This window comes from Janthinobacterium sp. PLB04 (assembly GCF_021165895.1).
GTDB classification, from domain to species: domain Bacteria; phylum Pseudomonadota; class Gammaproteobacteria; order Burkholderiales; family Burkholderiaceae_D; genus Janthinobacterium; species Janthinobacterium lividum.
On the sequence record NZ_CP088968.1, the window covers coordinates 6,380,359 to 6,406,881 of the forward strand.

The following is a 26,523-nucleotide window of genomic DNA, read 5'->3' on the forward strand; positions in this document are numbered from 1 at the left end:
CACCCGTTCGCCACTCGCCACCAGAGCAAGCTCCGTGCTGCCGTTCGACTTGCATGTGTAAGGCATGCCGCCAGCGTTCAATCTGAGCCAGGATCAAACTCTTCAGTTTAATCTCTGTTACTTTGCCATTTTATTGGCACCGTCTTGCGACGGGTCGCTCACTCAAAAAACTGACAGGCTACTTCCGAAGAAGTATCCTATTTCATTATTTCTTGTGAACATTTGATATTTTAAGTTTTACAGCGATCCGAAGATCACTGCTGCACTTACATCAAATGCCCACACTTATCGACTGTTAATTGTTAAAGAACTGTATTCGGTACTGCTTTCGCGCTATCGACAAAGCGTTGTGTTTGTCAGCTGCGAAGAAGGAAGAGTATGAAGCAATTTGCTACGTCCGTCAACTCCTTCTTTTTTTCTCACTTTACGCTGCATTTGCATGCGTCGTTCAGCGAGGGGGCGAATTATAGCCATAGTGCTGCGGCTCCGCAAGAGCCATTTTCGACCATTTATGGCAAGACGAACGATTTCACCAGGGTCAGCTCGCCAGCAGCCCGCATCGGTACCTGGAAGCTCTGCAGCTTTTCACGCGGCGTGCCTTCATTGGTGATGACCGATATGCGGGCGACAGTCAGCATGGCGGTGTTCTCGCCGCTGCCGTAGTAATTGACATAGACGTGATAATTGCCCTTCAGGGGGGCCGCGCTGGAAAAGATCTCCGGGCCATAGCCGGTGGTCACGTCCACATCCAGCGCACCGCCATCCTTCAGTACGCGATTGCCGTACCAGGCGTGGCCACCGTCCGGCGTGACCACGTGCATATCGAGGTCCGTGCCGGCGCTGTCCCAGGACAGCACGATACGCAGGCGCGCCTGCGTCTTGCCCTGGTAGCTGTCGACAAACTGGGTGCGCGCGCGGCTCCTGCCATCCGGCGAGCGCACTTCCACGCTGTTCGAGCCGCTGCCGAAGCCATACGGGCGTCCGTAGCTGCCATCCTCGCCCACTTCCATTGGCATCGCCACGCCATTGACCACCAAAGTAGCGGGCTTGCCCTTGACGGCGCCTGCGATGCGTCCCCTTATCTGCGCCGTCTCGGCCTGGCCCGGCTGCAGGTTGACGGACGCGGCGGGGTAATTCACCGCTTGCGTATAGTCCTCGCGCGCGCCGGCCGAATTGCGCCAGCCGCCCTTCGGTGCATCGATGGTGACCTGGGCCTGCGCCCAGAGTGGCAATAGCATCAGGGGAATCGAGCAACGGATATAAAAACTCACAGGGCCTCCAGGTTAAGGTCGACGAGCCGGCGGGCCAGCCGCTCGACATATTCTTCGTCCTGGCCGCGCGGATGACGGCGCAGGCCAAGATGCAGGTATTCATGGGCCAGAGTGATGCGGTCTTCGCGCGTGGCCAGCGGCCGCATGAAGATACGGTTGCGCGACTGTTCCGAATACGGCGCCCCACTCTGCAAGGCGCAGACGAGCGGCGCTTGTGGTGGCGCCTCGTAGCCGGCCTCGCGCAGCAGCACGCGCTGCCAGCGCGGCACGGACCGCGCCAGCCAATCCTCGTTCTGCGCCAGGCGCTGGCAACGCGCGCCGGTATTGCCGAAGGTGGTCAGCGCGCCGCCGGGATAGGCCGCCGCCAGCAATTCATCATAGTGCTTGCCCTGTTTGGCTTGCCGCACCGCCTCGCTCCACGCCATGGTCCCCTCGGACGGCTGGTTACTGTGATAGCGCACGGTGACGCCATCGACGATCAGCTGGTCGGTCCAGCGCGCAATCGCCAGCGCCGCCGGCGTCGCGGGGCTGGGGCTGACGCGCTGGGTCGCACTGCTGTCGGCGATCTGCTGGCAGCCTGCCACGGTCACGGCGTTCTGCTGCAGATACGTGCGCGCGGCAATCGCCAGCGCCTTGGCCGCTTCCGGCTCGCCGGTATTCGCTTCGCGGTCGAGCACGCGCGCCACATATTCATTGACACCGAAGCGGCCGCGCAATTGCGGGCGGCCGCCCTTCTCCTGCAGCAGCATCAACTCGCCGGTGCTGCGCAGGGCCAGGTTCTGGCCATTTTCGAATTGCACATGGTAGCGGCCATTGAGCGGGCCAGGTGCGGCTACGCCACGCTCGCCGCGCACGGCACGGATCGGATAGCGCTTGAAGTAATCGACCACCACGCAGCCGCCATCGTCGGCCGCGCCCACTGGCGGCAAGCTGGCGGCCAGTCTGGGCGCCCACTGTGCAAAGACATTGCTGCTGCCACCCGCGCCGCCAAACCAGATCGGCGTGCCGTCGGCCAGCCAGCCGGCCGCGCCGCCGATACGCTCTTCTGCCCGGCGCTGCTCGTGCCAGGAATACGTCTTCACGCGCAGCTGGCTGCCGAACCAGCGCGCCGCACCAAAGCCGCGCCCATCGAGCACCACGCGCAGCAGCGCCGCTTCGGCATCCGCGCGGCTGGCAGCCGGGATGCTGCCCAGCGCGCGCAGCAGGCTGTCCAGGCGCACCATGCGCGCCGGCGCCAGCTGCGCGGGGTCGGACAGCCAGGCAAAATCGCCTGTCGGTGCGCTACCCAGGCGGCCCGTCCAGTACTGGCGCCATGAAACCGGCGCGATCATCAGACGCCTGGGCGAGAAAAAGGGGCCGCAGGACTGCGCCAGCGCCGCGTCGTGGCCGATGCTCTGGCCCGCATCGCAGCAATACACTTCTTCCGGATCGCGGCCGCCGCAGCGGTAGTCCGGCATCGCCACCTTGCTATCGCTCGCATACACATATACGAACAGCTTCCACAGGCTGGCCAGTGGCACCTGCCGCGCACCGTCAAACGGCGGCGGCGCGGCACCGCCCTGGCGCAACTGCCGCACTTCCGTCTTGCCGTCGCGCCACCAGGCGACATCCAGCGATGCAGACCGGGCAGGAGCGGCCAGCAGCAGGGTCGCCATCAACGCAGGAAGTACCACACGCATCACTCGACCTTCAACGCGCGCGTGGCCTTGCCGCCGCCCTCGAGGGCTTTCTGCTCCGGCTGGTACATGCGGTAAAAGCGCGCTGGCGGCAGCACATAACTGCCCTTCTGTGCAAAGCGAATCAAATGGCGCACGGTCACGTCGCCGGCCAAAGGCTCGATCGGCACCGCATAGCCGTCGCGGCGCTCGGCATGACGCGCGCGTTCCAGCGCGGCCGGCTTGTCGCCTGCCATGACAATGCCCCAGGTGGTCGATTCGACCATGGCGCCCGGCGGCAGCGCCACTTCCAGCAAGCCAAAGCGGTGCTTCGCGCCCGCCGCTGCTTTCAAGGTGATTTCATCGAGGTACAGCGCGTCCGTGCTGAGCGCCTCGCCCGGCTTGACCAGCTCCGTCGTGTAGCCGCCCTTGCCCGCCTTCATGCGCAGGATGCGCCGTTCGACGGTGACCGGCAAGGTCTGGGTTTCGGCGACGTGGCTGTCGTACTGCAGCACAGCCACCGTGCCGGCCGGCGCCGGGGTCGATGCAGCGAGACGCAGTTTGTCAGGCAGGCCCTTGGCATCGCTCCAACGCCAGAGCGGCTGGCCGCCGCGGCTGTCGCGTTTTTGCCATGCGCCGTCCGGCGCGACGGCCGGCCCCTTGCCAAACGATGCCCCGCCCAGCTTTTTTTGCACCCACAACAAGGTCATCGCGCGGTCCAGGGTCGGCATCTCGGCGCGCACGCTGGCCAGCACCGCTTCGGCCTGGGTAGCCGGCACTTCGCCAGCCAGCATCAGCAGGGCCTGCGCAACCGGCGCTTTCGATTCGCGCAGCACCTGCCACGCGCTGGCCACTTGCAGCTGCAGCGAATGCGGCAGGGCGATGCCATTCTGGGCGGCGACCAGCGCCACCAGGCCCAACGACATCGCTTGCGCTTCGCGGTCAGAAGCACCGCCCAGCAGCAGGCTGCCGCTGTCGCCCGGCTGGCGTGGCTTGCCGCCCAGGACGGCGATAGCGCTGTCGTCCACCAGGCCCGCCGCCAGCGTCTGCGTGGGCAGGCCCATCTCGCGCGCCATCCACAGCACCAGCGCACGGTCGCCCATCGCGTCCTTCAAGCCATGTTCGCTGTAGACGGCCAGCAGCTTGTTCCAGTGTTCGGGCGGCAGCTCGATGCGCAGCGCGCGCGCCGCGTACCAGTCGGCGTAATAGGCATAGGCCGTCATCAAGGCATTGCCGGCCGTGGCATTGCCCCACCAGCCGAAGACGGCATTCGGACCGGCCATGGACACCAGGCGCAGGCGCTGCGCAGTCAGCAGCGTTTGCAGGCGTTCGCTTGCCGCACCGGCATCCGCTCCCAGGCTTTGCGTGGCCAGCGTCAGCGGAATCAGGCGGCTCGCCGTCTGCTCCACGCAGCCATACGGATAGTCGATCAGATCGTCGGCAATGCGCGCGAAGTGGCCGCCGGCTCCTTGCGCGAACGAGAGGCGGATATTGCGCGCATCCGCCGGCAGCTTGAGGGGAATATCACCAGCGGCGCCATCGAGCGGCAGCACCAGCGTGCGCGGGCTGCTCCAGGCGGCGGGCAAGGTTTGCATGGCCGTATCCAGCGCATCGACCAGTTTGCCGTTCTGTTTTACCTCCAGGCGCAGCGGTCCGGCAGCGCCGGCAGCGAGCGGAAATTCAACGTAATTGACGCCCGGTTTGGCGGTCAGTTTTTCCGTCTTCGCTTGCGTGCCGCCTGCACCGCCGGAAAGCACCACGTCAAGCGCCTGCTCATTGCCCGTCTGGTTGAACACGGCCACCGAAGCACGCGGCGCATCGCCGGCGCGCATCCAGTCAGGCGCGGTCCACTTGGCATAGTAATTCTTGTCCGAACGCAGATAGGCGGTGCGCTGGCCGACCCGTCCCTGCTCATCCATCGCGCGGCCCGTGATCCTCCAGCGGGTCAGCGCATCCGGCATGATGAAGCTCACGCGCGCATTGCCATTGGCATCGGTCTTCAGCGATGGCGCCCAGTACGCCGTATCGACATTGTCGCGGCGCGGACGCTCCAGCACCTTGACGCCCCGCTCGTTGTAATTGTGGCGCGCCGGCGCGCCCGCTGTGCGCCCCTGGGCCATGTCGTAGCTGATGAAAGACAGGCTGGCCGTGGTGCGCACGTTGTTGCGGCGCGGATGATAGAAGAAGTCGCCGATGTCCGGCGCGATTTCCGGCTGCAGCACATAGATCATTTCATCGACCACGCCCAGCGCCACCAGGGTGCTCAGGGGCTTGCCATCCAGGGTCGCCTTGACGTCCAGGGTGACCTTCTCGCCCGGCTGGTAAACCTCCTTGTCGCTCTTGAACTGCAGCGCGACGCGCGGCTCGATCACTTGCAGGCCGGCGTTCTCGAAGACGAAATCGCCATTGCGGGTATAGGCTACCGAGAACGTCATGTTCGGCCCATGCTCCTGCTTGACGGGAATGCGCACGCGCCACTGCCGCGGCGCCACGCGCTTCGCCTGGTACCAATCAGCGGCGCCGGCCATCAAGCCATGGTGCTCCACCTTGTCGCGCTCGAGCGTGAACAGCGCCTGGTCGACCTTGTCGGAGAAAGTGATCAAGGCTTCGGCGGTGTCGCCCGGACGATAGCGGGCGCGGTCCAGCACGATCTCGATGCTGCCCGGCGTCGCCTGCACGCCGTCACCCGACACCCAGTGGCTAGCGGCGGCCAGCAAGTTGCCGCGCTCGTCGCGCAGCGCCAGCTGATACGAGCCCGATGCGGGGAATGTCACATCCCAGCCCTTGGCGGCCGGGTCAAATGCGCCCTCGGTCTTGTCCTGTTTTTCCAGCTGCACCATCTCCCAGCGCACGGGCTTGGCCGCGCTTTGGCCATCGGCCACCAGGTCGAAATGCACGTTTTGTCCCGGATCGGAAAACTGGCGCACGGCCTTCAGCTGGTAGCTGCTGCTCGAACGTTCTATCATCAGCTCGCGCGTCGTCTTGACGCGGTAGGCCGCGCCATCGGTCGCCAGCACGGTCAGGATGTAGCGCGACGGATCGGCGGCGGGCGGCAAGGTGAAGTCCACATTGCCGCTGCCATCGCTCGTCGCTTCCTCGGTTTTCAGCGCCACGGGGAACAGGCCGCTGTAACGCAGTTCGCCCTCGACCATGGTGTTTTGCTGGCTGCGCAGCGACAAGGTCATCTTCGCGTTTTTCACCGGTTTGCCATCGGGGTAGCGCAGCGCGATGCTGCCCTTGACCACCTCGCCCGTCTTGAATTCCGGTTTCGCTGGCTGGACGTTGATTTCAAAGTGCGGCTTGACGTATTCCGCCACGCGGAAGGCCGCGCCATACACGCCATCCTTGTAATTGAAGCGCAGTTCATAGCCCCCGGCGGTGGCTTCCGTGGGCAGGCGGAAGCGCGTGTCGGCGCCCGTGTCACCGGACAGCTGCAGCGTTTGCGTCAGCAGCGGCGTGCCGTTCGGATTAAGCACGGTCAGGCTCAGCGGCGCAGCAGCTGCCGCCTGCGATGCGCGCGCCGAAGTGAATTCTCGCCCCAGGAACTTGACGTTGACTTCGTCGCCGGGCCGGTACAGGGGCCGGTCGGTTACCGCATAAATCTTGGTGTTATAGATTTCGCTGTCATAGTAAAAATTCTCGGACACGAACACGCCGCCGTCGCGGTCCTGGCCCAGCACATACGTATGTTCCGGGCTGCCGCGCTCGAGCGAGGCGACGCCATCCGCACCCGTAGTGGCCGACTGCAGCACGCCGGTGCCGTCCGTCCACGCCACGCTGGCGCCAGCCACGGCGGCGCTGTTATCGCGCCGCGCCGTCCACACCAGCATCTGGCCGGACGATACCTTGGTGACGGCCACCGTGTCCGACACGAACACCAGGGTGGTGGCGCGGTGCTCGCCGATGATCGCTTCGATCAGGTACAAGCCCGGCTTGCGTTTACCCAGCGGTATCATCACGTTGCCGGCGCCGGCGACGATGAAGTCGCTGCTGGAGCCATCGAGCTTGACGCCTTTCGGCGGTGCGATGGCCTTGGCTTGCCAGATCGGATAGCGGAAGCTGTCGACCAGCTCCATGCCCTTGATCGGCTTGTATTGCGGATGGTTGGCGAACACGGTCGGTTTGCGGATCGCGTCATTCGTCGCCAGTTGCGGCTGCTCTTTCGTGACCGCGCGGCGCGCGTCGCCGGAAAACAGCTTGCGCCAGGCCAGGCGCGACTGCTTCCACCAGCTATCCCACAGAAAGCTCAAGGTGTTGGCCAGGCCCTCGCCCTGGTAATTGCCCTCGACCTGGATGCGGTGCAGATTGCGCTGCTTTTTCAGGAATTCCATCGGCTCGGGCACGCGGTAGACGACGATGTCGGCGCCCGAATACGCTTCCAGGTTCATGCGTCCCATATCGCGGCCCGGCACTTCCAGCCGCACGCGTGCTTCATCAAGACTGCCGTAGCTGGCGTCCGACAGCAGGAAGAAGGGCTCGCCCTTGAAGGTGCTGTAGTTGCTCGGTTCGCGCTGCTGCGCGGAGGCACCGCCTATGAGCACCAGCGCCAGCAGGCCGGCAAATAGCAGCTTCATGAAAAAAATCGGCTTCATGATAAAAACGCCAGCCGGAACACACCGGCGAAATTCGGATTGTTGACCACAGGTTGCCACCGCGTGTCCTTCCAGCTCGTAAGTTCTTTGATATCGACGGTCCGCAGACCATTGTCGTCGGGGGTGACGGTGCCGGTGTGGTAGGCGATGCGCGCCCCCATCCAGACCATCAGGTGCTGTTCGTCGCCCTGGTCGAAAAACAGCAGGTCGCCGGGCAGCGCCTGGCTGATTTCGCGGGCGATGAAACGGCTGTTGTGCTGCACCAGCGCCAGCGCCGTGACGAAGTGGCCGACGCTGCCGCCCATCTGCACCCAGCGGTTGCGCAAGGCCGCCTGCTTCGCGTCCAGTTCCAGCTCGGGCGGAAGGCGCCGGTCGCTGGCGATGCCGTTCGCGTGCAGCCACTTCGCGTCATGCACGGTCAAGGCTTCGTTGACGGCAAAGCGCACCAGGCCGGCGCAATCGCGGTGCGTCCAGCGCGGTGACGGCCCGCGTTCGATCTGCGCATTGACGATGCGCAGCATCCAGGCCTGGAAGGCGCGGCTCTGGGCCTGCGACAGCTGCACTTGCGGTTCGGCGGCCGCGCGCAGGGCCCACGCGGGCATTGCCACGGTGGCGGCGCAGGCCGCCAACAATCGCAAGGCGGCACGGCGCGCATGCCGCACCGTCATCGCGCGGTCTCCTGCCATTCCAGCGTTTCCCATGACGTGCCGCTGGCTGGCTGCCGCTTGAGCACCATGCGCAGCGGCGGGTATTTTTTCAAGGCGTTGAGGCGCGGCACCAGGTGTTCGTTGGCGGCCGCGCGCAGTACCGGTTCGTTGTTCGCCGGCAGGGTGTCGAAGGCTTCCAGCTGGATCAGGCGGGCCAGCGATGCCGGCGCGATCAGGCCGATCGTGCGGGACGCATCGGGCAGCAGGTCGCTGGCCGCCGGCGCCTGCTTGCGGCGCACGGCCAGCACCTGGTCCACCAGCTTGCCGTCGGCGGAAAAGACCACCGTATTGCCAGCCACGGCCAGCGCCGGCGTGGTCTGGCCCAGGGCCGTGGCGACGCTGCGCTCCCAACGAACGGCGCCATCCTTGCCAGTGGTCTTGCGCACGGGGTCCTTGCCGCCGATGGCCGCTTCGAACAGGCTGCCATATACAGCGTCATCACCTGCCTGCGCACTGCGTGTGGCGACAAACACGGGCGTATGCAGGCGCGACGTACCGTACCAGCATGCGGCGGCCGGCCCTTGCAAGTGTTCGGCCAGCGGCACCACCGGCGCCGACGTCTTGTCGCCCAGGCGCTTGAGCACGGGCTGCAGCGCGGTCCAGTCCACCGGCACGCTGAAACAGGCGCTCGGGTTGTGCGGCAGCACGGGCCACAAGGCGCTGCTGTCGTAGCCGCCCTTGCCGCTCTTGTTCAATTTGTCCGCATTGAGCAGCACCTTGGACTGCCAGGCGCCCTTGCTGAAATCGAAGCGCAGCGCTTCAAGCGCGCCAAAGAAGGGCTGGTAACCGAATGACAGGAAGTCCGCCTTGACGGCGATGCTGTGGCCCTCGGGCGCGGTGCTGTCGAGATGGAACTGCGGATGAAAGACATTCTGTTTGGCCGGCTCCGGCGCCAGCAGGCTGGCCACGGTTTTCTCGGCCGTGCCATCGCCATTCTTGCCATCGCTGCCGCCATACAGCATGCCGGGATGGGACAGGATGACGAGGCGCTGGCCGTGCGCGGCAAACAGCAAGGTGCGCTGGTAGGCGTAATTGAGCGCATACACCGGCACCTGGCCGCCATCGACGCGCAAGCTGCCTGCCACGCGCATTTGCGTATCCTTCAAGGCGATCTTGCCCGCTTCCTCGAGCAGGCGCGTCAACTGGCCACGCGACACGGCGATGGCAAAGTGCTTGAGCGAGCCGTCGGCGTCGCGCCACAGGGCCACTTCCGCAGGCTGGTCCAGCACCATGCGCAGCAGCTGGTCGCCCCATCCCAGCTCATGTTCGTAGGCGATGCGGCGCAAGCTGCCCTTCAGGCCCAGCCGGTCTTCGCTCTGCTCGTAATAGAACAGGAAATCCTCGCGCAGCACGTCGCGCGCCAGCGGCACCGTCAGCAGGTCGCGCGGCAAGGTCGACAGGCTTTTCGTCCGGACCAGCGCGTCGGGCCGGGATAAATCCAGCTTCAGGCCGTTGACCGGTCCCATCGCGCCCCAGCCGAAGACGCGGTAGCCGACCAGCGCGGCCGCCACCAGCGCCACCCCGGCAAGTGCCCCGACCAGGACTTTTTTATTAAGCACTTTTTTATCTTGTACTTTTTTCGCCAGCACCGTGTATTCCTTTACCCTGCCGTAGCATTGACAAGTTAGTAATTATTGACAAATGGTAACATGGCATTTCTGGCCGCAGCGCACCGGTGACGCGACAGCGTAAAATAGCGGTTTCGCCGTTTCCATCGCCTCCCATGACCATCCTGCTCTCCACCCTGAACGCCCGCTACACCCACGCCTCGCTGGGATTGCGCTATTTGCTGGCCAATATGGGGCCGCTGCAGGCGCAGACGCGGCTGCAGGAATTCGTCATCGGCACGAAAACCACGGAACTGGTCGAGCGCATCCTCCTCAACAAGCCGCGCATCATCGGTTTTGGCGTATATATATGGAACGTCGAGGAAACAACGAAGCTGGTGGCCATGCTCAAGCGCGTAGCGCCCGAAGTCGTCATCGTGCTGGGCGGGCCGGAAGTGTCGCATGAAGCGGGCGAGCAAGAGATCGTCAAGCTGGCGGACTACCTGATCACGGGCTGGGGCGACGTCACCTTCCCCAAGCTGTGCGGCGAGATCCTCAATGGGCCGAAGCCGCTGATGAAGATCCATGCCGGCGTGCAAGCCCCGCTGGCGGAATTGCAACTGCCCTACTCCTTGTATACAGACGACGATATCCGCCACCGCACGATTTACGTGGAAGCATCGCGCGGCTGTCCGTTCAAGTGCGAATTCTGCCTGTCCGCGCTCGACAAGACGGCCTGGCCCTTCGCACTGGAAAATTTCCTGGCCGAGATGGAGTCCCTGCATGCGCGCGGCGCCCGCCTGTTCAAGTTCGTCGACCGCACCTTCAACCTGAACATCAAGACCAGCTTGAAGATCATGCAGTTCTTTCTGGACAAGATCGAGGCGAACCCGGACGATCCCATCTATGCCCACTTCGAACTGGTGCCCGACCACTTGCCCGATGCCTTGAAAGAAGGCATCAGCAAGTTCCCGCCCGGCGCGCTGCAGTTCGAGATCGGCATCCAGAGCTTCAATCCGGACGTGCAATCGCTGGTCAGCCGCAAGCAGGACAATCAAAAGGCGGCCGACAACATCCGCTGGCTGTGCGAGGAATCGAACGCCCACCTGCACGTGGACTTGATCGCCGGCTTGCCGGGCGAGGATGAAGCGAGTTTCGCGGCCGGCTTCAACAAGCTGGTGGCCTTGAAACCGCATGAAATCCAGTTCGGCATATTAAAGCGGCTGCGCGGCACGCCCATCATCCGCCATACGGAAAACTATGGCATGGTGTTCGATCCGCACCCGCCCTATACCATTCTGGCGAATAAACAGCTCGATTTCATGAGCATGCAGCGCCTCGTGCGCTTCGCCCGCTACTGGGACCTGGTGGCCAACTCGGGCCGCTTCGCCAATACGGTGCAATGGATGCTCGGTGATGCGCCGTTTGAAAACTTCATGGATTTTTCGAACTGGCTGTACGCCCACACGGATGCCACCCACCGCATCGCCATGGAACGCCTGGCCAAGCTGGTGGCGCAATGGCTGCAGACGCGCGGCATGAGCGCGGTCGAGGCCAATGCCCTGCTGGCCAGCGACTATGCGGGCGGCGCGCAGGCGGCCGCGCATGGCAAGCCAAGCGAAGTGAGTACTAGCGGCGCCAAGGTGCGCCCGGACGTGGCCCTGCCGCAGCGGCAGGCACGCCATCTGGCTTCCTGACAGGCTGGCGATTGAACAGCGGTGGCGGTCTGCGCCATTCTCCCTTAAACTGGCACGATGCCGACTGTACAATCGCCGAAACTGACCCTCTCCCAGACCAGCTCCCAACAGGGAGCCCTTGTCACTGCCAGCGGCACCTGGCAGGTGCACGCGCTGGCGCATGACAATGCCATCAAGGCCATCGATGCCCAGCTCAAGCCCTTGCAGGGCGATACCAAGGCGCAATGGGACCTGTCGGCCATCGACAGCATGGACCATATCGGCGCCCAACTGTTCTGGAATGCCTGGGGCAAGCAGCGTCCGGCGCAGCTGACCCTGGCGCCGTCGCAGGAAGAGTTTTTCAGGCGCATCGAAGAAACGGGGCCGTTGGAAACGCCGCCCTCGCGCGCCAACCGCCTCACGCCCGTGATGAAACTGGGCATGGCCATCCTGCTGTTTTTCGAACATTTGAAGGGTTTTATTGCCCTCGTGGGCCAGGTGACGCAGGATATCGGCCGCTTCGCGCGCCATCCGATGCGGGGGCCATGGCGTGAAATTTCCGCCAATATCTTCCATGCGGGCTTCCAGGCGCTGGGCATCACGGCCCTCGTCGGCTTTCTGATCGGCGTGGTGCTGTCCTATCTGTCCGCGCAGCAGCTGCGCGCCTTTGGCGGCGACATCTACCTGGTCAACCTGCTGGGCATGAGCGTCATCCGCGAACTGGGGCCGCTGCTCGCCGCCATCCTCGTCGCGGGCCGCTCGGGCTCGTCCATCACGGCCCAGCTAGGCGTCATGCGCGTCACGGAAGAGCTCGACGCCATGCTGGTGATGGGCATTTCGCACGGATTCCGCCTGATCATGCCGAAAGTGCTGGCCCTGGCCATTTCCATGCCCCTGCTCGTCATCTGGACGGATACGGCAGCGCTGATCGGCGGCATGGTGGCGGCCAAGGTGGAACTGAACCTGTCGGCGCGCTACTTCATCCAGAAGCTGCCCGACGCCGTGCCGCTGGCCAACTACATGATCGGCCTGGGCAAGGGCGTCATCTTCGGCATGCTGATCGCGCTGGTCTCGTGCCACTTCGGCCTGCGCATCAAGGCCAACACGGAAAGCCTGGGGCGCGGCACCACCACCGCCGTCGTCACGGCCATCACGGTCGTGATCCTGGCCGACGCCGTGTTCGCCATCGTCTTCAATGGAGTGGGCTACTGATGGCGGACGACACCAATATCGCTTGCGGCACCGGCAAGGAAGGCCAGTTCAACCTGCACGGCGACGCGCCCGTGGTGGATATCACCAATCTGTGGACCAAGTTCGGCCGCACCGTCGTGCACCAGGATTTGAACCTGGAAATCGAACGGGGCGAGATCCTGTCCATCGTGGGCGGCTCCGGCACGGGCAAGACGGTGCTGCTGCGCCAGATGCTGGGCCTGGAACATCCGGCGCGGGGATGCGTCAAAGTCTTTGGCGAAGATATCAACCAGGCAAGTTCCGACCAGCTGCAACAGTTGCGCAACCACTGGGGCATGCTGTTCCAGCAAGGCGCCCTGTATTCGGCCCTGACCGTGTTCGACAATGTGGCCCAGCCGATGCGCGAATTGCGCGTGCTGCCCGAAGCCCTGGTGCACGACGCGGTACTATTAAAGATGAACATGGTGGGCCTGGGCCCGGAACATGCGCTGAAAATGCCCTCGGACTTGTCGGGCGGCATGATCAAGCGCGTGGCGCTGGCGCGCGCCCTGGCGCTGGAACCGAAATTATTATTCCTCGACGAACCCACGGCGGGCCTGGACCCGGACCTGTCGGAAAGTTTTGTCGCCCTGATCCAGTCGCTGCACCGCGAACTGGGCTTGACAGTGGTGATGGTCACGCATGACCTAGACACTTTGTTCGCCCTGTCCACGCGCATCGCCGTGCTGGCGGAAAAACACGTGATCGCCATCGGCCCCACGCGCGAGGTGATCGAAGTCGACCACCCGTTCATCAAGCAATTTTTCCTCGGCGACCGCGGCAAGCGCGCGCTGGCCGTCCTCGATGAGAAACAGGCGGCGGCGGGCAATGCGGCGCAGCCAGGCGACGATGCCGGCACAGACAAGAAAGCGGAGAAGTAATGGAAAACAGATCACATGCCCTGATGACGGGATTTTTTACACTCACCCTGCTGGTGGCCGCCATCCTGTTCGGCGTCTGGTTCAACCGCGACCGCGTGGAACGGGTGCCTTACCTGCTCGCCACCACCCTGTCCGTGCCGGGCCTGAACCCGCAGGCGACCGTGCGCTACCGGGGCCTGGAAGTGGGCAAGGTCGACGCCATCGACTTCGACACACAAAAGGCGGGGCAAATCCTCGTGCACATCAGCGTGGCGCCCGATACCCCCGTCACCAACACCACCTTTGCCACCCTCGGCTACCAGGGCGTGACGGGTATCGCCTACATCCAGCTCGACGATGAACAGGTGGGCTCGAAACTGCTGGGCACCAGCAAGGACAAGCCGTCGCTGATTCCCCTGCGCGCGGGCTTGCTCGACCAGCTGGAAAAGCGCGGCAAACGCATCCTCGACCAGGCCGAACAGATCACCAACAAGGTCAACAACCTGCTCAGTCCCGAGAACCAGGCGGCCATGCTGGGCGCCTTCAATGAAGTGGGCAAGGCGGCCAAGGCCTTTGGCGCCATTCCGCAGCAGCTCGAGCCGACCCTGACGCAATTGCCGCAACTGACGGAACAGACGCGGCAAACCCTGACGGCCGTCAGCACGGCCGGCAAGAACGTGTCGGACTTGACGGCCACGTGGAAAAAGCTGGGCAACGATATCCAGGCGCCCGGCGGCGTGCTCGACAAGGTCAATGGCACGGTCGACCGGGTCGGCAACTCGGTGGAAACGGTAGCCAATGGCGTATCGCTGGAAGTCTTGCCGCAGGTAATCGAGCTGAGCGGCGAGGCGCGCTCCTCGATGCGCGCCCTGAAAACCACCATGAGCACGCTCAATGAACAGCCGCAGAGCATCTTGTTCGGCGCCCCAGACATCCCGCCCGGCCCGGGCGAGCCCGGTTTTTCGGCACCGGGCAAATAAGGAGAACACCGCATGCCTATCCCACGCAATCTCACCGCACTCATCCTGGCCGCCGCATTCCTGCTGGGCGGTTGCGCCAGCCGCGGCCCCGTCCCCACGTTTTATGATTTCGGCCCGGCCGCGCCGCTGGCCGCCGCGCAGCCGGCGGCGCCAGCCGTGCCCGTGCTGGTGATCGCCGACGCCAACGGTCCATCCTGGCTGGACAGCCAGCGCATGTATTACCGCTTGCTGTACGCCGATGCGCAGCAATCGCGCCCGTACGCCTACAACCGCTGGAACACGCCGCCGCTGCAACTGCTGAGCCAGCGCCTGAAAACCCGCGTGGCGCAAAGCGGCGTGAAAGTGCTGTCGACCACGGACGCGGCCGCCGGCATGCCCCTGCTGCGCATCGACGTCGATGATTTTTCGCAAGCTTTCGATACGCAGACGCAGAGCAGCGGCCACGTGTCGCTGCGCGCCTCGCTGTTCCGCGGCCACCGCCTGGTCGACCAGAAAACCTTCAGCCGCAGCGGCCCGGCAAGCAGCGCCGACGCGCAAGGGGGCGCGCAGGCGCTGGCGGCGGCCTCGGACGCCATCGCCGCCGACCTGCTGACCTGGCTGGGCACGCTGACCATCCCGAAAGAATGACGGCGCCAGCTTCCCCCGCCAGTCCGGCGGCGCCACTGCCGCCCGTCCGCTCCTCGCCCGTGTCGCGCGCGACCCTGCTCGCCTACGTCTTCCTGATCGTGTACGCCAGCTGGTTTCCGTTCACGGGTTGGCACAGCAATGGCCTGTCGCCGCTGACGTTCCTGGAAAACACGCGCATGCCCCGCTACTGGACGGGCTTTGACGTGGGCATCAATGTCGTCGGCTACATCCCGCTGGGCGCCTTGATCGTGTATTCACTGTTTCCACGCATCACGGGTTTCTTTGCCGTCATCGTCGCCAGCCTGTGCGGCATGTTGATTTCCGGCAGCATGGAAGCCGTGCAAACCTATTTACCCAGCCGCGTATCGTCGAATCTGGACTTTTATACGAATTCGGCCGGCTGCTGCATCGGTTCCATCATCGGCGCCCTGACGGCGCGCAAGCTGCTCGACCATAGCCATTTGTACCGCCTGCGCCAGCGCTGGTTTGCCCAGCATGCCAGCCAGGGCCTGGTGCTGGTAGCCCTGTGGCCGCTGGCGCAGATCTATCCGCAAGGCTATCTGTTCGGCCTGGGCCAGCTGCTGCCCATCCTGTCGGACTGGCTGTCGCGCCTGGCGGGCATGGAGATCGACCTGGCCACGTATCTGCGTCCCGACGTGATCTTAACTGTCGAGCAATATTGGCTTTCAGAAACCATCATCACGGCGTGCGGCATGACGGGCGCCGTGCTTACCTTGCTGTGCCTGCTGCGCCGCGCGGCGCCCCGCACCGTGCTGATGCTGATCCTCATCGCCGCCGCCCTGACCGTGCGCTCGATGGCCAGCGCGCTGCTGTTTTCGCCCGAAAACGCCTTCGTCTGGATCACGCCGGGCGCCCAGGGCGGTTTCCTGATCGGCCTGATCATGCTGGGCGGCCTGGCGTTCGCCCCGCACGTGGCGCAGCGCCGCATCGCGGCCGCCACCTTGCTGCTGAGCCTGGTGATGGTGAATACGACGCCGATCAACCCGTACTTCATGTCAACCTTGCAAGGCTGGGTGCAAGGCAAGTTCCTGAACTTCAATGGCGCGGCGCAATTCCTCGCCTTGCTGTGGCCCTTCATGGCCCTGTGGTTCCTGTGCCTGCCCTCGCACCGCCTGAACCGGCAGGAGGACGTGCAGCGCCAGCGTCGCGAAGACCACCCATAAGCGTTATCATGGCGCATTGATGAATCAGCGGGAGAATAGTATGAGCGACGCACCGTATTTTGAACGCCACGTTTTTTTCTGCATGAATAAACGTGAAGACGGCCGCAACAGCTGCGGCGACCATGGCGCGGAAGCGGCGCAAAAGCATTGCAAGCGCCGCATCAAGGAACTCGACATGAATGGCGCGGGCAAGATCCGCATCAACCAGGCCGGCTGCATGGACCGCTGCGAAGAAGGCCCGCTGCTGGTGATCTACCCGGAAGCGACCTGGTACACCTATGTCGACACCAGCGATATCGATGAAATCATCGATACGCACCTGGTGGGCGGCAAAATTGTCGAACGCCTCAAGATTTAATGCCAATTTAAGAGATACCCACCAGTATGAGCATCATGAACAGAAACTCGGAAAAATTTACCCTCGCCGGCCATGCAGGCAGCATGGAAGGCTTGCTCGATTTCCCGGCAGACACTCCGCGCGGCATCGCCCTCGTTGCCCACCCGCACCCGCTGTACGGCGGCACGATGGATAACAAGGTCACGCAAACCCTGGCGCGCGCGTTTGTCGCGCTCGGTTACGTGGTGGCGCGCATCAACTTCCGCGGAGTGGGTGCTTCCGAAGGCGTGCATGACCATGGCGCGGGCGAAACGGACGACATGCAATTGCTGTATGAACACATGCGCGGCCTGTACCCGGGCTTGCCCGTGGCCTTGTCCGGTTTCTCGTTCGGCACCTTCGTGCAATCGAAACTGCAGGAGCGCCTGGCTGCCGCAGGCACACCCGCCGAGCGCCTGGCGCTGATCGGCAGCGCGGCCGGCAAGTGGGCCATGGCCGATATTCCCGCCGACACCATCTTGATCCACGGCGAACTGGACGACACGATTCCCCTGTCCGCCGTCTTCGACTGGGCCCGTCCACAAGACATTCCCGTGATCGTGATCCCCGGCGCCGACCACTTTTTCCACCGCAAGCTCAACCACATCAAGAACCTCGTGATTGCCCTGTGGCATGGTGACAAACCCGCAATCGCAGCAGATGATCATTGAAGTGTGGGCTTACTAGCGCCTCCACGGCTATAATTGATCCGTTTTTTCCACGCGGCCATGCAGGTAGCAACAGCATGGCCCTCAGCCTTCATCTTTTTCTCGCAGACCAGCCCCATGAAAAAACTTTTAGCGGCACTGGCCTCCAGTGTATTTTTCTTTTCCGCCGCCTACGCCCAGAGCGTTCCAGCCCCGACCATCGCCGCCAAGTCCTGGCTGTTGCTTGACGCCACCAGTGGCCAGATCATTGCGTCGCAAGATCCGGACGCGCGCATCGAGCCGGCATCGTTGACCAAGATCATGACGGCTTACCTGACGTTTGCCGCCATCCGCGAAAAGAAACTGGCACTGGACCAAAAAGTGAACGTGTCCGTGCGCGCCTGGAAAGTCGATTCGAGCAGCTCGAAGATGTTCATCGACCCGGCCACCCCCGTCTCGATCGACGACTTGCTGCACGGCCTGATGATTCAATCGGGTAACGACGCCGCCGTGGCGCTGGCTGAAGCCGTTGCCGGCGATGAAGGCACGTTCGTCGTGCTGATGAACCGCGAAGCGCAACGCATGGGCTTGAAAAACACGCGTTTTGCCAATCCGCATGGCTTGCCTAGCCCCGATAACTATTCCACGGCGCAAGACCTGTCCGTGCTGGCCAAGCGCGTGATTGCCGACTACCCGGAATTCTACAAAATCGATTCCATCAAGAGTTTTACGTACAACAAAATCACCCAGCCTAACCGCAACCGCCTGCTGTGGCTGGACCCAACCGTCGATGGCATGAAGACGGGCCATACGGAAGCGGCCGGCTATTGCATGATCGCGTCGGCCCGCCGTCCAGGCGGCACGGGCGAGCGCCGACTGATCTCCGTGGTGCTGGGCACCTCGTCGGACCAGGCCCGCACGCAGGAAAGCCAGAAGCTGCTGAACTGGGGCTTCCAGAACTTCGATACGGTCAAGCTGTACTCGAAGGGCCAGGCCGTGGCCACGCCGGAAGTGTGGAAGGGCTCGAAAGGCACCGTGAAAATCGGTTTCGCCCGCGATGTGCTCGTCACCGTACCAAAAGGCACGGCTGCCAAGATGAAACCGGTGCTGGAACGCAAGGACCCGCTGGTCGCGCCATTGGCTGAAAACGCCCCTGTCGGCAAACTGAAAATGATGGTCGACGACAAGGTCCTGCTGGAACTGCCTGTCGTGGCGCTGGAAACCATCAACCAGGCCACGATCTTCGGCCGCGCCTGGGATTCGATGCGCCTGTGGATGAAATAAGCAGTTAGCCCCCCCCATAAAAAATGCCCGCAGATGCTGCGGGCATTTTTTTCGTCCGTAGACTTTACCTCGCCGGCGCATCCTTCAGGTGCGGCTTGCGTGCCACGGGCGGGAAGGTGCCGTGGCGGCCTGCCGCAAACGTCGCTTCCGTCTGCGATGGCTCCACCGGCACGGACACCTTGCGCACCTTGGCCACCTGCGCCGCCGTCACCGGTGTGCCGCGGTTGCCCCAGCTGGTCTGGATGAAGGTCACCACCTGGGCAGTCTGCTCGTCATTAAAAATGTCGGCATACGGCGCCATCGTCAGCGCCGACGGCGCCGTGCGCGTGGCCGGCACGGCACCACCCGACAGCACGATGTTGATGGCCGACGTGGGATCGTTCGTCTGCAGCACGGCATTGCCGGCCAGCGCAGGGAAGGCCTTGTCGTAGCCCTTGCCGTCGGAGCGGTGACAGCCGGCGCAGCGGTCCAGGTACAGCTGCGCGCCCTTGGAATTGACGACACCGCTGAACAATTGCTTGCCCAGCTTATCGTCGGCCACGAAGGCCGGCGTGGCTGGATTCGACGGCGGCAGGGACTTCAGGTATTTCGCCATCGCCGCCAGGTCGCCATCCGTCATGTGCTGCATGGAATGGGCCACCACATCGTTCATGGCGCCGAACGATGCCGTATGGCTGTTGCGGCCCGTTTTGAGGAATTCGGCGATCTCCGCCGCGCTCCAGCGCGCCAGGCCGCCGCCATGCTCATTGCGCAGCGAGGGCACGGACCAGCCGTCGATGACGCCGCCGCCGGCCAGGAAGGTGGTATTACCCTCGTCCGTCAGCGATTTTTCCTGCATGCCCACGCCGCGCGCCGTGTGGCAGGCGCCGCAGTGGCCCAGGCCCTGCACCAGGTAGGCGCCGCGCAGCAATTGCGCATCGCCTGTGGCTGGCGCCTTGTAGGGCTGCGGCGTGGGGGCAAACGCCCAGCGCCAGATGGTCAAGGGGAAACGCATCGACAGCGGCCATGGAATATCGGCCGCCTTGTTCGGCGTCGGGTCCGCCTTCACGCCATGCATGAAGTAGGCATACAGGGCCTGCATGTCCGCCTCGCTCAGGCGCGAATATGAGGGATAGGGCATGGCCGGATACACGGTGTAGCCATGTTTCGTCACGCCGGTACGCATCAGTTTGTCGAAATCGGCAAAGCTCCAGTCGCCGATGCCGGCCTTTTTATCCGGCGTGATATTCGTGGAATACACCTTGCCGATCGGCGTTTCCATGCCCAGGCCGCCCGCGAACGGCTGGCCTTTCGTGCCGGCCGTATGGCAGGCGATGCAGTCGCCGGCGCGGGCCAGGTATTCGCCCTGGCGTATCAACTGGGCGTTCGGAGTGATGGCAGCGGCCGTGGTGGCGGACCAGGCAGTGCCGGAGGCGAGCGCCAGCAGCAGCGCGCCCACGGTATGGGTGAATGTGTTGTTCATCTTCTTGTTCTTTATCAGGCGACCAGGGGACGGGGATCTTTCAGGTATTGCTCGCGGATGGCCTTGGCCGACCAGTAGGTCAGCGCGCAAGCGAGGCCCGTCGGGTTGTAGCCGATGCCGACCGGGAACACGCTGGAGCCGACGGCAAACACGTTGTGCACGTCCCAGCTCTGCAGGTAGCGGTTGACGACGCTGGTCTTGCGATCCGCGCCCATGGCCGTGCCGCCCGCCCAGTGGGTAGTCTGGTAGTTGCGCAAGTCGAGGTGGTCGCCCACGCTCTTGACGGACACCTTGATCGCTTCCGGATTCATGGCCTCGGCCACCTTCATCATCTTGTCGGTGACGAAACGGCTCATCTTGATGTCGTTTTCCTTCCAGTCGAAGGTAAAGCGCAGCAATTGCTGGCCATACTTGTCCGTGTAGGTGGGGTCGAGGTCGACATAGCAGTCGCGATACGTCATGTTGGCGCCGTGGCAGTCGAAGGACACCGTGTTCAGATAGCTCTTCTTGACGGCCTTTTTCCAGGCAGAACCCCAGGCGGGCGTGCCGTCCGGCGTGGCGATGCCCGAGATGGGCTTGGAGCCGGCCGGGTTGCACCAGGCGGGCGAGCCGCCGACAAAGCCCAGCGGGCCATGGTCGAAATTGTCGCCATTCCAGTCATCGAGGGCGACGCCCGTGCCGCCGGCGCCGATGAAGGGGTTCGTGTTCGTGTCTTCCTTGAAGAAGGTCTGAATGGTGGACATCATCTGGTAGGCGATATTGCGCCCCACCACGCCTTCATTGCTGACGGGGTCGTACGGCTTGCCGATGCCCGAGAGCAAAAACAGATGCGCGTTGTTGTAGGCAAAGGCACTGGCGATGACCAGGTCGGCCGGCTGCTCGACGGCCTTGCCGTCCGCATTGATGTAGGTCACGCCGGTAGCGCGTTTCTTGCTGCCGTCGAGATTGATGCGCACGACATTGCAATTGGCGCGCAATTCAAAATTGGAGACCATGCGCAGGGCCGGCATAATGTTGACGTTGGGCGACGCCTTGGAATAGTTGTAGCAGGCGTAACCGGAGCAGAAACCGCAGAAATTGCACGGTCCCATCTGGCAGCCATACGGGTTCGTGTACGGGCCGGACGCGTTCGACGAAGCGTTGACGAACGGGTGATAACCGACGGCCTTGGCCGCGCGGCGGAACAGTTCGGCCGTGTACGGCACTTTTTGCGGCGCCAGCGCGTAATTGTCGGAGCGGTCGCCCTCGAACACATTGCCGTCGCCGACGACGATGCCGTTGACCTTATACGCCTGGCCCGAGGTGCCGAAGACTTTTTCCACGAAATCGAAGTGCGGCTCCAGCTCGGCGTAGGTCACGCCGAAGTCCTGGATCGTCATGCCTTCGGGGATGAATTTCTTGCCGTAGCGGCGTTCGTAGTGGCTGCGGATCTGCAGCTCTTCCGGCAAGACGCGCCAGTGCATGCCCGACCAGTGCAGACCTGCGCCACCCACGCCCGTGCCGGGCTTGAAGGCGCCGATCTGGCGGTACGGCACGGCCACGCCCGTGATGCTGTGGCGGAAGGTGAACGTGCTCTTCGACATATCCTGGAACAGCTTGCTGCGCTGGATGTAGGTCAGCTCGTCGAGGGTCTTCGGATAGGCGCCGTCGGGATAGGTGTCGCGGTACTCGCCGCGTTCCAGCGCGACCACGTTCAAGCCCGCTTCCGTCATTTCCTTGGCCATGATGGCGCCGGTCCAGCCAAAGCCGACAATCACGGCATCGACAGGCTTCATTTTTACATCTGGTTTGATATCACTCATGATGGTTTTTCTTTTTCTTTGATCTGCTACAAAAAGTCTTATGCGATAGAAACAGGGGGCAGCGGGTATTTCTTGCCGTATTGCTCCACCCAATCCATGTAATCGGCGCGCGCGCCGGGGAATCCCACCATCTTCCAGGCCAGCATGTCCTTGTTGCCACCGTGGACGGGGTCGCAAAAGTAGCCTTCGCGCGTGTTTTGCAGCAACTGGTTGAAGAAGACCTTGGCCGGCACTGCGCCGATGTCCAGGCTTCCCTTTTGCAATTGCGTGATGACCGCGTCGCGCTCGGCCGCATTCAGCTGCACGAAAGGCTTGCCGGACTGTTTATTGACGGCTGCATTGACGCCGGCCAGGGCGCTCTTGTACAGCTCGCGCGGCGCCATGTGGAACTGGTAGCCGAACTGTTCGATCGAGGGCACGAACGGCCCCTGCATGTACCACAGCGCGCCATACGCGTACGGCGTGTTCATCTGCAAGTCGATGAATTCATGCGCGCCCGATTCCAGCGCGCCCGGCCCTTCGCCATCGGCCGGGATCAGCCGGTCGACCAGTGCGCACAATGTGGCCCATTCGGTCGCGTCGAAAAAGCGCGGTTTGTAGGCAGGCTGGTCCTTGGAGACGGCCATGGCCAGGCCGCCGCCGGCGCCGGCCAGCAAGGCCACGGCAGGCGCGGCGCCGACGGCCTTGCGCAGGAAGTTACGCCGGTGGGGCGAAATCCCGATGATTTTCATAGGTTTTCCTCAGGCGGCACGAGCCGCCACAGTGATGGATGTGGGAGTCAGAAAGAAAATGCGGGCACGCGCCGCTGAGATTGCAGATTTCACGTAGAGATGACTGGAGTATCGCGGCGCGCTGCATCAACCTGCCGGTTAATTGACCAACATGATTGACAAGCAGTTGCTTTGCATTTACGGTGCGCATCGTACCATAATTAAAAGAAACATTCAGAGACAGGTTCGACGTGATCAAAAAAGAGGCAGCGGTGCGTGGCCGCCCGCGCAAGGCGGGCGTGGAAGATGCGGTACTGGAAGCGATCGTCATGCTGGTGCGCCAGCATGGGCTCGACGCCGTGACGATACAAATGGTGGCCGACGTGGCTGGCGTGGGGCGCCAGACGATCTACCGGCGCTGGCCGCGCCGCGAAGACATGCTGCTTGACGCGCTCGTCAAGCGCACGGCGGAAAAGCTGCAGCGCGCGCTCGACATGCCGGACGGCCAGGAAATCGAGGCGATCTGCGCGCGCATCTTCGACAACCTGAACGCCGATGGCCGCTTCACCTGCGATCTCCTGGTGCTGATCCACAATGATGCGGCGGCGCAGCTGCGCTTCCGCGAGCAGATCGTCGCGCCGTGGATCACCCTGGTGGTGCAGCGCCTGGTCAACATCGGCGTGCGCGCCGACCTCGACCTGCGCCTGTTTGCCTTCATGCTGCAATCGGCGCTGGTGTACCAGATGCAACTGGGCGGCCAGCTCGACGCTGCCCTGCAGGAACGTTGCTGCCGCTTTATCCGCAGCATGCTCTAGCACTGGATATAATCGGGGCATCACCTTCTTCGCCACCATCAGAAAGCCAGCCCATGAGCCATGTATTTCCCGCCAGCCTGCAAGCGCCGCGCAGCCGTTTAAGCAGCAACGGTCCCGAACTGTCGCGCATCGTCGCCGGCATGTGGCGCATCGGCGAGTGGAATATGTCGGCGCAGCAGCGCCTGGCCTTCATCGAGCAATGCCTGGCGCTGGGCGTGACCAGTTTCGACCATGCCGATATCTATGGCGATTACAGCGCCGAAGGCCTGTTCGGCGAAGCGCTGGCCCTGCAGCCGGGCTTGCGCGACAAGATGGAACTGGTCAGCAAATGCGGCATCAAGCTGCTGTCGCCGCACCGGCCCGGCCACGCCATCCAGCATTACGACACGAGCGCGGCGCACATCACCAGTTCCGTGGAACACACCTTGCGCCAGTTGCACACGGACCGCCTGGACTTGCTGCTGATCCATCGTCCCGACCCGCTGATGGATTTTGACGAGATCGCCGGCGCCTTCACCCAGCTGCAGCAGGCGGGCAAGGTCTTGCACTTTGGCGTGTCGAATTTCAGCCGCCACCAGTTCGAGTGCCTGCACCGGCGCTTCCCGCTGGTGACGAACCAGGTGGAATTTTCGCCGCTGCACGTGACACCGCTGTTCGACGAAACCTTCGACGGCTTGCAGGATGTGGGGGTGGCGCCGATGATCTGGTCGCCGCTTGCGGGTGGCCGCCTGTTCCAGGGCGGCGACGCGAATGTGGAGAATTTGCGCAATGTCATCAAGCAGATCGCCGACCAGCTGCAGCGTCCGTTTGCCAGCGTGGTGTTTGCCTGGATCATGCAACTGCCATGCCGTCCCCTACCGCTGACGGGCACGGGCCGCATCGAGGCCGTGGGCGTGGCCGTGGAAGGCACGCAGTTCACGCTCAGCCGCAGCGACTGGTTCGCCATCCTGCGCGCCGCGCGCGGGCACGAGGTGGCTTAATACTTAGAAGGTCTAACAACCGTAGCGAGCGGTAGTGAGGCTCGGCGCCCCCGTTGGCCAAAGAAGCGCAGCTGTGCGAATGCACGGGGACGCCGAGTCAGTGAGCATCGCAGGCCGCAAATCGCGACGCGCAGTAGGTTGTTAGGCGTTCTAGTCGATCTCGTCAGGGTCGTTGAATACCTGCGGCAGCGCAATACCGCGCCAGCCCAGGTACCACGCCAGGTTGAGCAGCAGGGTGGCGGCGATGTAGACGGCGAAGAACAGCGCGAAGAAGCTGGTCTTCAGCCACACCAGCAGGGCGATGGCGACGATCAGCACCAGCAGCGCGGCCAGGCTTTTCTTTTGCTTGGAGCTGGGGAAGCGCAAGGTCGACACCATCAGGCTGCCCACGCCCACCAGCAGCAGCATCAGCAGATAGCTGTGCAGCATGGAATCGATGGGCGCCGGCCACGCCACCACCACGGCCGCCACGCAAGCGGCCCCGGCCGTGATCGGCATGCCGACGAAATACAGGGGATCGGTACGCCCCACGTTCACATTGAAACGCGCCAGGCGCATGGCGCCGCACGCGACAAAGAAGAAGCTGGCCATGCCGCCAAAGCGCAGCAGCAGCGGATCGTGCACGCCCATCTGCACGAAGCCGTAGCAGTACAACAGGACGGCCGGGGCACAGCCGAAATTCATCACGTCGGCGATGGAATCGAGCTGCACGCCAAACTGCGAACTGGTGTTCGTCAGGCGCGCGACATAGCCGTCGAGCGCATCGAACACGCCGGCCAGCACCAGCAAGGCGGCGGCCAGGCGGTAGGCATCCGCGTCGCCGACAGTCGCGTTATCGACGGAAATGACGATGCTGGCAAAACCGCAGGCTATCGAAAGCAAAGTCACCATGCTGGGCAAGGCGTACTTGGCGCGCTGCAGGCGCGACTTGGGCAATGTGTTCAAATTTGTGGGCAATCAAAGAAATCGGTAATGAGGCTACGCAGCGGCAAACGCTGCACTATGCTCATTCTACCCTGCGCAGCTGCGGCACCGTCCGCGCACGAGCGCGCGACATATCTTGTCATGGATGCTCTACGGCATATAAAAATGCCTTAGAATCGTTTTACAGGGCAGCACGTTGGCTTACCGCTGTCCGCCTACCTATACAGGAGTCAACTTGATTGTCTCGTCACTGCGTTGGAAATACTGGATACCCGCCCTGCTGAGCGCAGCCCTGCTGAGCGCCTGTGGTGGCGGCGATAGCGGCGACAAGACGTCGCTGAGCACCTCGACCCCGGCCGGGCAGCTGACACAGGAGCCCGGTGCTCCCGTCCTCAGCAACAATATTGCCACCGATGGCTTCAACTGGTTCAACTACCGGCGCAGCCAGATCGGCCTGTCGCCAATGGTGCGCAATGGCTTGATCGACAGCGCGGCCCTGGGCCATTCCAACTACTTGAATCTCAACAATACAGTGGCGCACGAGCAAGTGCAGGGCAAGCCCGGCTTTACCGGCGTCAAACTGGGCGACCGCCTGGCCAAGGCCGGCTACGTCGTCACGTCACTGCAGGGCGAAGTCATCGCCGGCGCCAGCAACACGTCCGGCTTTTACCTGGCTGAGGAACTGGTCACGGCCATTTATCACCGCTTCGTCATTTTCGAGCCCCTCTTCAAGGAAGGGGGCGCGGGCGCGGCCGTCAGTGGCGCCGGCTATGCGTATTTCACCACCGACCTGGCCGGTAACCGCAGCTATGGCTCCGGGCTGGCGGCAGGGAAAATCGTCACCTACCCATTCGGCGGCCAGCAAAAGGTAGCCGTCAGTTTTTCCAGCGATAACGAAGCACCCGATCCCGTGCCGAACCAGGACGTGGTCGGCTACCCGATCAGCGTGCATGCCAACTACGGCACGACCGTCAGCGTGACGACGTTCAGCGTGCGCCAGCGCGGTGCCGCCGCGGACTTGACGGTGCGCCTGCTCACCAGCGGCAATGATGCACATACGCCGGTCTCGGCCGCGTCCATCATCCCGCTGGCGCCGCTGCTGGCGAACACGGCCTATGACGTGAGTTTCATCGGCAAAGTCAATGGTGCGGACGTCACGCAGAGCTGGTCATTCACGACACGCTAGCGATTTTG

General features: G+C 63.3%; 21 protein-coding genes. 12 read left to right on the plus strand and 9 right to left on the minus strand.

The window, feature by feature from the left end:
- Window positions 1-509: 509 nt before the first annotated feature.
- The 5 genes from LSO07_RS28180 to LSO07_RS28200 are packed head-to-tail and all read right to left on the minus strand — an operon-like array spanning window position 510 to window position 9,784.
- Window positions 510-1,238 (minus strand): YfaP family protein, encoded by a 729-nt coding sequence (locus LSO07_RS28180; RefSeq protein WP_070253868.1) that lies wholly within the window; start codon window positions 1,236-1,238, stop codon window positions 510-512.
- A 29-nt stretch (window positions 1,239-1,267) separates the two neighbouring features.
- Window positions 1,268-2,950, minus strand: coding sequence for a DUF2300 domain-containing protein (locus LSO07_RS28185; protein WP_151097497.1), 1,683 nt, complete (start codon window positions 2,948-2,950; stop codon window positions 1,268-1,270).
- Window positions 2,950-7,518 (minus strand): alpha-2-macroglobulin family protein, encoded by a 4,569-nt coding sequence (locus LSO07_RS28190; protein WP_151097499.1) that lies wholly within the window; start codon window positions 7,516-7,518, stop codon window positions 2,950-2,952. Before LSO07_RS28190 ends, LSO07_RS28185 begins: the two co-directional genes overlap by 1 nt.
- Complete coding sequence (locus tag LSO07_RS28195; RefSeq protein WP_404811517.1) at window positions 7,515-8,204, minus strand: DUF1175 family protein; 690 nt, start codon at window positions 8,202-8,204, stop codon at window positions 7,515-7,517. Before LSO07_RS28195 ends, LSO07_RS28190 begins: the two co-directional genes overlap by 4 nt.
- The gene (locus tag LSO07_RS28200; RefSeq protein ID WP_191909776.1) at window positions 8,183-9,784 is read right to left on the minus strand and encodes a DUF2138 family protein; all 1,602 of its coding nucleotides are present in this window, start codon (window positions 9,782-9,784) and stop codon (window positions 8,183-8,185) included. The genes LSO07_RS28195 and LSO07_RS28200 overlap by 22 nt, the downstream gene beginning before the upstream one ends.
- A 164-nt stretch (window positions 9,785-9,948) precedes the next feature.
- On the opposite strand from LSO07_RS28200, the gene LSO07_RS28205 reads away from it, so the two are divergent.
- From LSO07_RS28205 to LSO07_RS28245, 9 genes are all read left to right on the plus strand, one after another.
- The gene (locus tag LSO07_RS28205; RefSeq protein ID WP_151097505.1) at window positions 9,949-11,469 is read left to right on the plus strand and encodes a B12-binding domain-containing radical SAM protein; all 1,521 of its coding nucleotides are present in this window, start codon (window positions 9,949-9,951) and stop codon (window positions 11,467-11,469) included.
- A 57-nt stretch (window positions 11,470-11,526) separates the two neighbouring features.
- A complete protein-coding gene (locus LSO07_RS28210) occupies window positions 11,527-12,660 on the plus strand; it encodes an MlaE family ABC transporter permease (protein ID WP_034781349.1) in 1,134 nt (377 codons plus the stop codon).
- Window positions 12,660-13,559: an ABC transporter ATP-binding protein gene (locus tag LSO07_RS28215; RefSeq protein WP_070253863.1), complete on the plus strand. Its 900-nt coding sequence runs from the start codon at window positions 12,660-12,662 to the stop codon at window positions 13,557-13,559. The genes LSO07_RS28210 and LSO07_RS28215 overlap by 1 nt, the downstream gene beginning before the upstream one ends.
- Complete coding sequence (locus LSO07_RS28220) at window positions 13,559-14,518, plus strand: MlaD family protein (RefSeq protein WP_034781344.1); 960 nt, start codon at window positions 13,559-13,561, stop codon at window positions 14,516-14,518. Before LSO07_RS28215 ends, LSO07_RS28220 begins: the two co-directional genes overlap by 1 nt.
- Before the next feature lie 12 nt (window positions 14,519-14,530).
- Window positions 14,531-15,145 carry an ABC-type transport auxiliary lipoprotein family protein gene (locus LSO07_RS28225; RefSeq protein WP_151097508.1) on the plus strand — a complete coding sequence of 205 codons (615 nt, stop codon included), beginning with the start codon at window positions 14,531-14,533 and terminating at the stop codon, window positions 15,143-15,145.
- Window positions 15,142-16,329: a VanZ family protein gene (locus LSO07_RS28230; RefSeq protein ID WP_034781338.1), complete on the plus strand. Its 1,188-nt coding sequence runs from the start codon at window positions 15,142-15,144 to the stop codon at window positions 16,327-16,329. The genes LSO07_RS28225 and LSO07_RS28230 overlap by 4 nt, the downstream gene beginning before the upstream one ends.
- A gap of 40 nt (window positions 16,330-16,369) precedes the next feature.
- Entirely contained in the window at window positions 16,370-16,687 is a 318-nt protein-coding gene (locus tag LSO07_RS28235; protein ID WP_034781335.1) for a (2Fe-2S) ferredoxin domain-containing protein, read from the plus strand.
- Window positions 16,688-16,722: 35 nt separating this feature from the next.
- A complete protein-coding gene (locus tag LSO07_RS28240; protein WP_070280179.1) occupies window positions 16,723-17,376 on the plus strand; it encodes an alpha/beta hydrolase in 654 nt (217 codons plus the stop codon).
- Between the two features lie 114 nt (window positions 17,377-17,490).
- Window positions 17,491-18,636, plus strand: a complete 1,146-nt coding sequence (locus LSO07_RS28245) for a D-alanyl-D-alanine carboxypeptidase family protein (RefSeq protein WP_034754313.1) — start codon at window positions 17,491-17,493, stop codon at window positions 18,634-18,636.
- 64 nt (window positions 18,637-18,700) lie between these two features.
- On the opposite strand, the gene LSO07_RS28250 is transcribed toward LSO07_RS28245, so the two are convergent.
- From LSO07_RS28250 to LSO07_RS28260, 3 genes are read right to left on the minus strand one after another with little or no spacing between them, the layout of a single operon-like run.
- On the minus strand, window positions 18,701-20,098 hold the full coding sequence (locus LSO07_RS28250) for a cytochrome c (protein WP_151097511.1): 1,398 nt from the start codon (window positions 20,096-20,098) through the stop codon (window positions 18,701-18,703).
- Window positions 20,099-20,112: 14 nt separating this feature from the next.
- Window positions 20,113-21,900 (minus strand): GMC family oxidoreductase, encoded by a 1,788-nt coding sequence (locus LSO07_RS28255; protein ID WP_052140055.1) that lies wholly within the window; start codon window positions 21,898-21,900, stop codon window positions 20,113-20,115.
- A 38-nt stretch (window positions 21,901-21,938) separates the two neighbouring features.
- Window positions 21,939-22,631, minus strand: coding sequence for a gluconate 2-dehydrogenase subunit 3 family protein (locus LSO07_RS28260; RefSeq protein WP_070258739.1), 693 nt, complete (start codon window positions 22,629-22,631; stop codon window positions 21,939-21,941).
- Window positions 22,632-22,861: 230 nt separating this feature from the next.
- Here LSO07_RS28260 and LSO07_RS28265 point away from each other — a divergent pair, with 230 nt between their 5' ends.
- Window positions 22,862-23,425: a TetR/AcrR family transcriptional regulator gene (locus tag LSO07_RS28265; protein ID WP_070258737.1), complete on the plus strand. Its 564-nt coding sequence runs from the start codon at window positions 22,862-22,864 to the stop codon at window positions 23,423-23,425.
- Between the two features lie 53 nt (window positions 23,426-23,478).
- Window positions 23,479-24,405, plus strand: coding sequence for an aldo/keto reductase (locus tag LSO07_RS28270; protein ID WP_034781323.1), 927 nt, complete (start codon window positions 23,479-23,481; stop codon window positions 24,403-24,405).
- Window positions 24,406-24,555: 150 nt separating this feature from the next.
- On the opposite strand, the gene pssA is transcribed toward LSO07_RS28270, so the two are convergent.
- Window positions 24,556-25,296 carry a CDP-diacylglycerol--serine O-phosphatidyltransferase gene (gene pssA / locus LSO07_RS28275; RefSeq protein WP_225243950.1) on the minus strand — a complete coding sequence of 247 codons (741 nt, stop codon included), beginning with the start codon at window positions 25,294-25,296 and terminating at the stop codon, window positions 24,556-24,558.
- 268 nt (window positions 25,297-25,564) lie between these two features.
- Here pssA and LSO07_RS28280 point away from each other — a divergent pair, with 268 nt between their 5' ends.
- On the plus strand, window positions 25,565-26,515 hold the full coding sequence (locus LSO07_RS28280; protein ID WP_306508876.1) for a CAP domain-containing protein: 951 nt from the start codon (window positions 25,565-25,567) through the stop codon (window positions 26,513-26,515).
- Window positions 26,516-26,523: the final 8 nt, after the last annotated feature.

Excerpts from the sequence above, each read along its gene's own strand:
- LSO07_RS28250 (WP_151097511.1), bottom strand. The coding sequence starts at position 20,098 with ATGAACAACACATTCACCCATACCGTGGGCGCGCTGCTGCTGGCGCTC.
- LSO07_RS28255 (WP_052140055.1), bottom strand. The coding sequence starts at position 21,900 with ATGAGTGATATCAAACCAGATGTAAAAATGAAGCCTGTCGATGCCGTG.
- LSO07_RS28195 (WP_404811517.1), bottom strand. The coding sequence starts at position 8,204 with ATGGCAGGAGACCGCGCGATGACGGTGCGGCATGCGCGCCGTGCCGCC.
- LSO07_RS28225 (WP_151097508.1), top strand. The coding sequence starts at position 14,531 with ATGCCTATCCCACGCAATCTCACCGCACTCATCCTGGCCGCCGCATTC.
- LSO07_RS28205 (WP_151097505.1), top strand. The coding sequence starts at position 9,949 with ATGACCATCCTGCTCTCCACCCTGAACGCCCGCTACACCCACGCCTCG.
- LSO07_RS28190 (WP_151097499.1), bottom strand. The coding sequence starts at position 7,518 with ATGAAGCCGATTTTTTTCATGAAGCTGCTATTTGCCGGCCTGCTGGCG.
- LSO07_RS28270 (WP_034781323.1), top strand. The coding sequence starts at position 23,479 with ATGAGCCATGTATTTCCCGCCAGCCTGCAAGCGCCGCGCAGCCGTTTA.
- LSO07_RS28230 (WP_034781338.1), top strand. The coding sequence starts at position 15,142 with ATGACGGCGCCAGCTTCCCCCGCCAGTCCGGCGGCGCCACTGCCGCCC.
- LSO07_RS28235 (WP_034781335.1), top strand. The coding sequence starts at position 16,370 with ATGAGCGACGCACCGTATTTTGAACGCCACGTTTTTTTCTGCATGAAT.
- LSO07_RS28210 (WP_034781349.1), top strand. The coding sequence starts at position 11,527 with ATGCCGACTGTACAATCGCCGAAACTGACCCTCTCCCAGACCAGCTCC.
- pssA (WP_225243950.1), bottom strand. The coding sequence starts at position 25,296 with ATGGTGACTTTGCTTTCGATAGCCTGCGGTTTTGCCAGCATCGTCATT.
- LSO07_RS28240 (WP_070280179.1), top strand. The coding sequence starts at position 16,723 with ATGAACAGAAACTCGGAAAAATTTACCCTCGCCGGCCATGCAGGCAGC.
- LSO07_RS28245 (WP_034754313.1), top strand. The coding sequence starts at position 17,491 with ATGAAAAAACTTTTAGCGGCACTGGCCTCCAGTGTATTTTTCTTTTCC.
- LSO07_RS28180 (WP_070253868.1), bottom strand. The coding sequence starts at position 1,238 with ATGCTATTGCCACTCTGGGCGCAGGCCCAGGTCACCATCGATGCACCG.
- LSO07_RS28215 (WP_070253863.1), top strand. The coding sequence starts at position 12,660 with ATGGCGGACGACACCAATATCGCTTGCGGCACCGGCAAGGAAGGCCAG.
- LSO07_RS28220 (WP_034781344.1), top strand. The coding sequence starts at position 13,559 with ATGGAAAACAGATCACATGCCCTGATGACGGGATTTTTTACACTCACC.
- LSO07_RS28260 (WP_070258739.1), bottom strand. The coding sequence starts at position 22,631 with ATGAAAATCATCGGGATTTCGCCCCACCGGCGTAACTTCCTGCGCAAG.
- LSO07_RS28185 (WP_151097497.1), bottom strand. The coding sequence starts at position 2,950 with ATGCGTGTGGTACTTCCTGCGTTGATGGCGACCCTGCTGCTGGCCGCT.